Source organism: Stenotrophomonas sp. YJH_SMC_123 (genome assembly GCF_059368215.1).
Genome location: NZ_JCAFRM010000005.1, coordinates 312,826 through 322,037 on the forward strand (window position 1 = coordinate 312,826; position 9,212 = coordinate 322,037).

Sequence of the window (9,212 nt, forward strand, 5' to 3'; positions counted from 1 at the left end):
CGTTCCGGCAGGTCTGAAGCGTCTGATCAGGGCGCCGATGGCACGATCCTTGCGGCGCAAGGGATTGCCGAATTTCACTACATTTGGCGTTGACGGACCCCATTACCCCCACTATCTTGTGGCCGTCGGTCGCAGCAACCCCCATTCCAGGGGTTGCCCCGGGGTACCCATCCGCGATCGTCAACGGCAGTGGCAGGCGCAGGGTCTCATCCCCTGCGACGCCGTCCTGCCATCCTGGGCTGTCATGTCCCGGGCCGCGTCACCCGATGCATCGAGCACCCCCAAATCACGCCAAGAGGACACACGCCGTGAGCACCGAATCCAGCGCCACCATCGAGAAGGAAAGCGAATTCCTGTTGACGTCGCCGCCGACGGCCAACGCGATGAGTGTGACCAAGCGCAATGGGACCACCGAACTGGTGGACCTGAACAAGATCGTGCGTGCGGTGCAGCGTTCCTCCGAAGGCCTGCACGCCGTCGACCCGATGCGCGTGGCCACCCGCACCATTTCCGGCCTGTACAACGGTGCCACCACCCGCGAGCTGGACGAACTGTCCATCCGCACCGCCGCCCTGCTGATCGGTGAAGAGCCCGAGTACGGCCGTCTCGCCGCGCGCCTGCTGGCCAACTACATCGCCAAGGAAGTCTCGGGCCAGGAAATCTACGCCTTCTCGCAGTCGGTCAGCCGTGGCCATGAAGTCGGCCTGATCAACGACCGCCTGCTGAACTTCGTGCAGACCAACGCACGCAAGCTCAACGATGCCATCGACATCTCGCTGGACCTGAACTTCGATTACTTCGGCCTGCGTACCCTGTACGACCGTTACCTGCTGCGCCACCCGCACACCCGCAAGGTGATCGAGACCCCGCAGCAGTTCTTCCTGCGCATCGCCAGCGCGCTGAGCGAGGACGTGTCCGAGACCCTGGCGCTGTACAAGCGCATGGGCAACCTGGACTACCTGCCGTCCAGCCCGACCCTGTTCAATTCCGGCACCACCCACGAGCAGCTGTCCTCGTGCTTCCTGCTGGACTCGCCGCAGGACTCGCTGGAATCGATCTATTCCAAGTACGGCGACATCGCCCAGCTGTCGAAGTTCTCCGGCGGCATCGGCGTCAGCTACACCCGCGTGCGTTCGCGTGGTTCGCTGATCAAGTCGACCAACGGCCATTCCAACGGCATCGTGCCGTGGCTGAAGACCATGGATTCGTCGGTGGCCGCAGTGAACCAGGGCGGCAAGCGCAAGGGCGCGGCCTGCGTGTACCTGGAAACCTGGCACGCCGACATCGAGGACTTCCTCGAGCTGCGCGACAACACCGGTGACGAAGCCCGTCGTGCGCACAACCTGAACCTGGCCAACTGGGTGCCGGACCTGTTCATGAAGCGCGTCGAAGCCGACCAGGAATGGTCGCTGTTCGATCCGCGCGTCGTGCCGGAGTTCACCGACCTGTTCGGCGAAGCCTTCGAGCAGGCCTACCTGCAGGCCGAAGCCCAGGGCAAGGCCAACCGCACCATCTCCGCGCGCAAGCTGTATGCCCGCATGATGCGTACGCTGGCCGAGACCGGCAACGGCTGGATGACCTTCAAGGACAAGTGCAACCGCGCCAGCAACCAGACCCTGCGCCCGGGCAACGTGATCCACCTGTCCAACCTGTGCACCGAAATCCTGGAAGTCACTTCCAACGATGAAACCGCCGTGTGCAACCTGGGTTCGATCAACCTGGGCAACCACTTCGACGAGCACAACGAGTTCGACTTCGAGAAGCTGGCCGAGACCGTTCGCCTGGCCGTGCGCCAGCTCGACCGCGTCATCGACCTGAACTTCTACCCGATCGAAACCGCCCGCCGCGCCAACCTGCGCTGGCGTCCGGTCGGCCTGGGCTGCATGGGCCTGCAGGACGTGTTCTTCCGCAAGCGCCTGCCGTTCGACAGCGCCGAAGCCCGCGCCCTGTCGAAGAAGATTGCCGAAGCGATCTACTTCCACGCGCTGGAAACCTCCTGCGAGCTGGCCCAGGAACGTGGCAAGCACCCGTCGTTCAACGACACCCGTGCCGCCGGTGGCGAACTGCAGTTCGACGCCTGGAACGTGGTGCCGGAAGACACCGCGCGCTGGGATGCCCTGCGCGCCCGCATCAAGGAACACGGCCTGCGCAACTCGCTGATGATCGCGATCGCCCCGACCGCGACCATCGCCTCGATCGCCGGCTGCTACGAGTGCGTCGAGCCGCAGGTGTCCAACCTGTTCAAGCGCGAGACCCTGTCCGGTGACTTCCTGCAGGTCAACCGTTACCTGGTCAACGAGCTGAAGAAGCTGGGCCTGTGGACCGCCGACATGCGCGATGCCATCAAGCTGGCCGAAGGCTCCATCGCCGGCGTGGCACAGATTCCGGAAACGCTGCGCGAGGTCTACCGCACCGCGTGGGAACTACCGATGCGTTCGCTGATCGACATGGCCGCCGAGCGTGGCGCCTTCATCGACCAGTCGGCCTCGCTCAACCTGTTCATGGAAAGCCCGAACATCGGCGCGATGTCCTCCATGTACATGTACGCCTGGAAGCAGGGCATCAAGACCACCTACTACCTGCGTTCGCGCCCGGCCACCAAGATCGCCAAGACCACGGTCAGCGCTGCGGCCCCGGCCAAGGTGTTCAGCCCGGACGAAGCCATCGCCTGCTCGCTGGAAAATCCGGAAGCCTGCGAGGCCTGCCAGTAAGACACCGCGCGGTGGGTGCCGACCGTTGGTCGGCACTCGAACACCTCGCACCTGTAGAGCCGAGCCATGCTCGGCTGCGGAAAAACACCCACGGTAGCGCCGGGCCACGCCCGGCGGCTCACCCAGGAATTCAAGGAAACACCCATGGCCGACAAGCCCAAGCAGATGCTGCTCGATCCCGGTTTTGAACTGACCCTGCGCCCGATGCGCTACCCGCAGTTCTATGACATGTACCGGAATGCGATCAAGAACACCTGGACGGTGGAAGAGATCAACTTCCAGATCGACATCACCGACCTGCACAGCAAGATGTCGCCGGGTGAGCGCCACCTGATCCACCGCCTGGTCGCGTTCTTCGCCACCGGCGATTCGATCGTGTCCAACAACCTGGTGCTGAACCTGTACCAGCACTTGAATGCGCCCGAAGCGCGCATGTACCTGTCGCGCCAGCTGTATGAGGAAGCACTGCACGTGCAGTTCTACCTGACCCTGCTGGACAACTACCTGCCGGATCCGGAAGAGCGCGCCAAGGCGTTCTCGGCGGTGGAGAACATCGACTCGATCAAGAAGAAGGCCGATTTCTGCTTCAAGTGGATCGACTCGATCCAGGACCTGACCCGCATCGAGACCCGCGAACAGCGCCGCCAGTTCCTGCTCAACCAGATCTGCTTTGCCGCCTGCATCGAAGGCCTGTTCTTCTTCGCTGCGTTCGCCTACGTGTACTACTTCCGTTCGCGCGGCCTGCTGCCGGGCCTGGCCTCGGGCACCAACTGGGTGTTCCGCGACGAGAGCGCGCACATGGAGTTTGCGTTCGAGTCGGTGCGCGTGGTGCGTGAGGAAGAGCCGGACCTGTTCGACGACGAGATGAAGCAGCAGGTCTACGACATGCTGGCCGAAGCCATCGAATGCGAAGTGCAGTTCGCCGAGGACGTGCTGTCCGGCGGCGTGGCCGGCATCTCGACCCGCGACATGCGCCAGTACCTGCAGCACTGCGCCGACCAGCACTTCGCCAAGCTGGGCATGGAAAAGAAGTACAACGTGCGCAACCCGCTGCCGTTCATGGAACTGCAGGACGTGCAGGAGCTGACCAACTTCTTCGAACGCCGCGTCTCGGCCTACCAGGTCGGCGTTCAGGGCGAAGTCGCCTTCGACATGAACTTCTGATCGAACCGGCCAGGCCTGTCGCAACGAAGAACCCCGGCCAATGCCGGGGTTTTTTGTTTCCGTAGCGTCGAGCCACGCTCGACTGCTGCTCGCAAGAAAGTCGAGCATGGCTCGACTCTACAATCAGCGCCGCCCTTCCACCGCCATGCGCACCGCCAGCCCGGCCAGCACCGTGCCCATCAGCCAGCGCTGCACCATCTGCCAGGTGGGGCGCGCGGCCAGGAAGCCGGCGATGCTGCCGGCGGTCAGCGCGATCATGCCGTTCACGCTGACGCTGACCAGGATCTGGGTGGAGCCCAGCACGATCGACTGCATCAGCACGCTGCCTTCGCCGTCCGGGTGCAGGAACTGCGGCAGCAGCGACAGGTACATCACCGCGACCTTCGGGTTCAGCAGATTGGTCAGGAAGCCCATCGTGAACAGCTTGCGCGGGCTGTCCTGCGGCAGGTCACGCACCGCGAACGGCGAACGGCCGCCGGGCCTGAGCGCCTGCCAGGCCAGGTACAGCAGGTACAGCGCGCCGCCGATGCGCAGCGCGTCGTAGGCGAACGGCACGGTCATCAGCAGGGCGGTGATGCCCAGTGCCGCACACAGCATGTAGAACACAAAGCCCAGCGCCACCCCACCCAGCGAGATCAGGCCAGCCATCGGCCCCTGGCAGATCGAGCGCGAGATGACGTAGATCATGTTCGGCCCGGGCGTGAGCACCATGGCCAGCGAAACCAGCGCGAAGGCCAGCAGGTCGGAAGTGGCGGGCATGGGCAGTCCTGGCAGTGGGCGTGGCGCAGTGTAACGCCTGCCGCAGGCGCGGCCTGCGCAGGCACCGCTGCCGGGTGACCGTTGCACGTGCATGCCGATGGCCATCACGCCGGTCGCTTAGAATCCGCAGCACCCCACACCGAAGCACCCCCATGACCCCGATCCCCGAGACCGTGCCGCCCACCGAAGTGCGCATGGCTGAAATCGTCTTCCCCAACCACACCAACCACCTGGGCACCCTGTTCGGTGGCCAGGCATTGGCATGGATGGACAAGGCCGCGTTCCTGGCCGCCGCCCGCTATTCGCGCCGCACCGTGGTGACCGCGCGCAGCGACCAGGTCGACTTCAAGCTGCCGATCCGCATCGGCCAGATGGTGGAAACCATCGGCCGCATCGTCGAAGTCGGCCGCAGCTCGATGAAGGTCGAGGTGGAACTGGTCGCCGAGGACCTGCACAGCGGCGAGCGCAAGCTGTGCACCCGCGGCCACTTCGTGATGATCGCGCTGGACGAGGAAGGCCACCCGATCGCGGTGCCGCCGCTGCCGGCCGCCTGAGACCAGCGGCTGAACCGGTGCTTGCGGGGGCGCTGCGGCGCCCCCATCTGGCAGCCATGACCCCGCCACTGACCGACTTCATCGACCGCGCCGAGCGCCTGTTCGTGCTGACCGGCGCGGGTTGCAGCACCGCCTCGGGCATACCCGATTACCGGGACGCCGACGGCCAGTGGAAACGCACGCCGCCGTTGACCTACCAGGCCTTCATGGGCGAGGCGACCACCCGCCAGCGTTACTGGGCGCGCAGCCTGCTGGGCTGGCCGCGCTTCGGCCTGGCCCGGCCCAACGGCACCCACCAGGCCCTGGCCGCCCTGGAAAGCCGCGGCAAGCTGCAGGTGCTGTTGACCCAGAACGTGGACGGCCTGCACCAGCGCGCCGGCAGCCGCAACGTGATCGACCTGCATGGCCGCCTGGATCTGGTGCGCTGCATGGGCTGCGAGCGCCGCAGTGGCCGCGAGGATTTCCAGCAGCGGCTGCTGGACGCCAATCCCGGCTGGGACGCGCTGGAGGCCGGCATCGCCCCCGACGGTGATGCCGACCTGGAGACCGATTTCTCCACATTCGTGGTGCCCGATTGCCCGCACTGCGGCGGCGTGCTGAAGCCGGACGTGGTGTTCTTCGGCGAGAACGTGCCGCGCGAGCGGGTGGCGGCGGTGCACGATCATCTGCAGCAGGCCGATGCGGTGCTGGTGGTGGGCTCGTCACTGATGGTCTATTCCGGCTTCCGCTTCGTGCAGGCGGCGGCGAAGGCAGGATTGCCGGTGGCGGCGCTGAACCGCGGCCGCACCCGTGCCGACGACCTGCTGTTGTTCAAGGATGAGCGGGACTGCGCTGAAGCCTTGTCCGGTTGGGTGGCGGGCTGAGCCGAGCGTCGGCTCGGCTCTACAAGGGGCTGTTCGGCGCTCGGCGGCATGATCGGCTGCGAAACAGCGATCCATCCAGACGGTTGATCCAGAAGCCGCGCAGCGGTGCAATACACACCCCCTACGTCGTTCATCACCCCCTTGAGCCAGCTGTTTTCGCCGATCTCGTTCGGCCCCCTGACCCTGTCCAACCGCATCGTCATCGCGCCGATGTGCCAGTACTCCGCCGAAGACGGCCGCGCCAGCGACTGGCACGCCATGCACCTGGGCAACCTGGCGCAGTCCGGCGCCGGCCTGTTGATCCTGGAAGCCACTGCGGTCGAGCCGCGCGGCCGCATCAGCTGGGCCGACCTGGGCCTGTGGGATGACGGCACCGAGGCCGCGCTGGCACAGGTGCTGGCCAGCGTCCGCCGCTGGTCGCCGATGCCGCTGGGCATCCAGCTGGGCCATGCCGGCCGCAAGGCATCCACCGCCCGCCCGTGGGACGGGGGTGGCCAGTTGCCGGCCGGCGATGCGCGTGGCTGGGCCACCGTGGCGCCGTCGCCGCTGCCGTTCCATGCCGCCGATCCGGCACCGCAGGAACTGGACGAAGCCGGCATCGCCGAGGTCATCGCCGCCTTCGCTGCCAGTGCGGTGCGCGCCGAGCGCCTGGGCTTCGAGCTGATCGAGCTGCATGCCGCGCACGGTTACCTGCTGCACCAGTTCCTGTCGCCGCTGAGCAACCGCCGCACCGATGGCTACGGCGGGTCGCTGCCGAACCGCCTGCGCCTGCTGGTGGAAGTGTTCGACGCGGTACGCGCGGCGGTGTCCGACAAGGTCGCCGTGGGCGTGCGCATTTCCGCCAGCGACTGGGTCGAGGGTGGCTGGGACCTGGTGCAGAGCGAAGCACTGGCCCAGGTGCTGGACGCGCGCGGCTGCAATTTCCTGCATGTCTCCAGTGGCGGCCTGGACGAGCGCCAGAAGATCACCGTCGGCCCCGGTTACCAGGTGCCGTTCGCGGCGGCGATCAAGGCCAAGGTGCGCATGCCGGTGATCGCCGTGGGCATGATCACCGAACCGGAGCAGGCCGAATCGATCCTGCGCCATCGCCACGCCGATGCCGTGGCCCTGGCGCGCGGCATCCTCTACGACCCGCGCTGGCCGTGGCATGCCGCCGCCGCATTGCGCGACAGCGTGGAACCGGCGCCGCAGTACCTGCGCTGCGAGCCGCGCGATGCGCGCGGCGTGTTCAAGGCGCGCTGAGGCTCACACCCGCCAGGCCGGCGCCATGCCGGCCCGCAGGTGCTCGAACAGCGCGCGGATCTTGGCGGTGAAGTCGCGGCGATCGCTGACGCAGAAATAGACCTCCATCGGCTCCGGACGCCACGTGCTGTCGGCGCCGAACACGGCCTGCAGGCGTCCATCGCGCAGGTAGGGCTCGGCCACGAACGCAGCCAACCGCGTGATGCCGGCACCGGCCGCCGCCAGCGACGCCAGCGCATCGATGTCATCGCAGACCATGCTCGGCGGTAGCACGGCGTCCACACGCTGGCCGTCCTTCAGCAGGCCCCAGCGCAACGGCCGGCCATCGGTGGGGAAGCGGTGCAGCAGCCCGCGATGGCTGCCCAGATCCGATGGTTCCTGCGGGGTGCCATGGGCCTTCAGGTAGGCCGGCGAGGCGCAGAACACGAACGGTACGCGTGCCAGCTGCCGTGCGACCACGCCGTCTTCCAGCTGCGCGCCGATGCGGATGCTGGCATCCACCGCCTCTGGACCATGCTGCACGGCGCGGTCGGTCAGCCGCAGTTCCAGCTGCAGCTGCGGGTAGCGTTGCTGCAGTGACGGCAGCAACGGGGCCAGCACGTGGCGGCCGAACGCGCTGCTGCTGGCGATGCGCAGCGGCCCGGCCGGTTCGATATCACCGGAGGTGACCATCGCCTGCGCGCGCGCCAGGTCGGCCTCGATGTGGCGGACCTGCGCCAGGTACAGCGCGCCGGCCTCGCTGAGCGCCAGCTGGCGCGTACTCCGGTTCAGCAGCCGTACGCCCAGATGCGCTTCCAGCCGGTTGATGTTCTGGCCGACTGCGGTGGCGCTGATGCCAAGGATGCGGGCCGCGGCGGCAATGCTGCCGGTCTCTGCGGTGCGGGTGAAGCTGCGGATCAGTTGCAACAGGTTCATGACCGACCAGCTTGCCACGGTGATGGCCAAGTATCGCTTGGGACTGAACCAAGCGGTTCGGTTGCATCGGTGATCATCCGGCTGCTGGGCAGGAAGCTGCCCTACACTGTGGCGATGCGCCCCGATTCCATCCTCACCCTGTCCTGCCCCGACCGTACCGGCATCGTCTACCGCGTGTCCGGCCTGCTGTTCGACCACGGCTGCAACATCCTCGACGCCCAGCAGTTCGGCGATGAGGAAAGCGGCCGCTTCTTCCTGCGCGTGCATTTCGACCGTGACGCCGGCCTGCCGCTGGAGACCGTGCACGCCGCGATGGCCACGCTTGCCGAAGGCTTCGGCATGGACTGGCAGCTGCATGATGGCCGCCGCCGGGCACGCCTGCTGGTGCTGGTCAGCAAGCAGGGGCACTGCCTCAACGACCTGCTGTTCCGCGCCCACAGCGGCCAGCTGAAGGTCGACATTGCCGCGGTGGCCTCCAACCACGCCGACTTCGCGCCATTGGCCGCGTCCTACCAGGTACCGTTCCACCACCTGCCGGTAACCGCCGATACGCGTGCGGTGCAGGAGCAGCAGATCATCGACCTGGTCGAGCGCGAGCGCATCGACCTGGTGGTGCTGGCGCGCTACATGCAGATCCTGTCACCCACGCTGTGCCGCGCGCTGGCCAGCCGTGCGATCAACATCCACCACAGCTTCCTGCCCAGCTTCAAGGGCGCGCAGCCGTACCACCAGGCACACGCGCGCGGGGTCAAGATCATCGGCGCCACCGCGCACTACGTCACCGAGGATCTGGACGAAGGACCGATCATCGAACAGGACGTGGCCCGCGTGGATCACGCCATGGCGCCGCGCGAGCTGGTGCGGCTGGGCAGCGATACCGAATCGCTGGTGCTGGCACGCGCCGTGCGCCGCCATGTGGAGCACCGCATCCTGCTCAACGGGCATCGCACGGTGGTGTTCCGGTAACGCGCTGCCCCTTCCGGGTCAGCCGGGCATGGCCCGGC

Annotated in this window: 8 protein-coding genes; 6 read left to right on the forward strand and 2 right to left on the reverse strand. The window is 66.7% G+C overall.

All coding sequences use genetic code 11. The features are described from left to right. Positions 1-308: 308 nt before the first annotated feature. Both AC5P5W_RS13895 and AC5P5W_RS13900 read left to right on the forward strand, forming a co-directional pair. A complete protein-coding gene (locus AC5P5W_RS13895) occupies positions 309-2,711 on the forward strand; it encodes a ribonucleoside-diphosphate reductase subunit alpha (RefSeq protein ID WP_014645579.1) in 2,403 nt (800 codons plus the stop codon). A 144-nt stretch (positions 2,712-2,855) separates the two neighbouring features. Beyond that, positions 2,856-3,875 carry a ribonucleotide-diphosphate reductase subunit beta gene (locus tag AC5P5W_RS13900; protein WP_005420683.1) on the forward strand — a complete coding sequence of 340 codons (1,020 nt, stop codon included), beginning with the start codon at positions 2,856-2,858 and terminating at the stop codon, positions 3,873-3,875. Between the two features lie 123 nt (positions 3,876-3,998). On the opposite strand, the gene AC5P5W_RS13905 is transcribed toward AC5P5W_RS13900, so the two are convergent. Then, positions 3,999-4,634: a LysE family translocator gene (locus AC5P5W_RS13905; RefSeq protein WP_032956621.1), complete on the reverse strand. Its 636-nt coding sequence runs from the start codon at positions 4,632-4,634 to the stop codon at positions 3,999-4,001. Between the two features lie 152 nt (positions 4,635-4,786). Between AC5P5W_RS13905 and AC5P5W_RS13910 the strand changes: the two genes are divergently transcribed. The 3 genes from AC5P5W_RS13910 (at position 4,787) to AC5P5W_RS13920 (ending at position 7,293) form a co-directional block, all read left to right on the forward strand. Then, positions 4,787-5,188, forward strand: coding sequence for an acyl-CoA thioesterase (locus AC5P5W_RS13910; RefSeq protein ID WP_004153688.1), 402 nt, complete (start codon positions 4,787-4,789; stop codon positions 5,186-5,188). 56 nt (positions 5,189-5,244) lie between these two features. After that, complete coding sequence (locus AC5P5W_RS13915; protein ID WP_197574392.1) at positions 5,245-6,051, forward strand: NAD-dependent protein deacetylase; 807 nt, start codon at positions 5,245-5,247, stop codon at positions 6,049-6,051. 141 nt (positions 6,052-6,192) lie between these two features. After that, positions 6,193-7,293, forward strand: a complete 1,101-nt coding sequence (locus AC5P5W_RS13920; protein ID WP_014645582.1) for an NADH:flavin oxidoreductase/NADH oxidase — start codon at positions 6,193-6,195, stop codon at positions 7,291-7,293. Between the two features lie 3 nt (positions 7,294-7,296). Here AC5P5W_RS13920 and AC5P5W_RS13925 read toward each other — a convergent pair whose 3' ends face one another. Then, positions 7,297-8,208, reverse strand: a complete 912-nt coding sequence (locus tag AC5P5W_RS13925; RefSeq protein WP_049441881.1) for a LysR family transcriptional regulator — start codon at positions 8,206-8,208, stop codon at positions 7,297-7,299. A 114-nt stretch (positions 8,209-8,322) separates the two neighbouring features. On the opposite strand from AC5P5W_RS13925, the gene purU reads away from it, so the two are divergent. Further along, positions 8,323-9,174, forward strand: coding sequence for a formyltetrahydrofolate deformylase (gene purU / locus AC5P5W_RS13930; protein WP_495221225.1), 852 nt, complete (start codon positions 8,323-8,325; stop codon positions 9,172-9,174). Positions 9,175-9,212 lie beyond the last annotated feature (38 nt).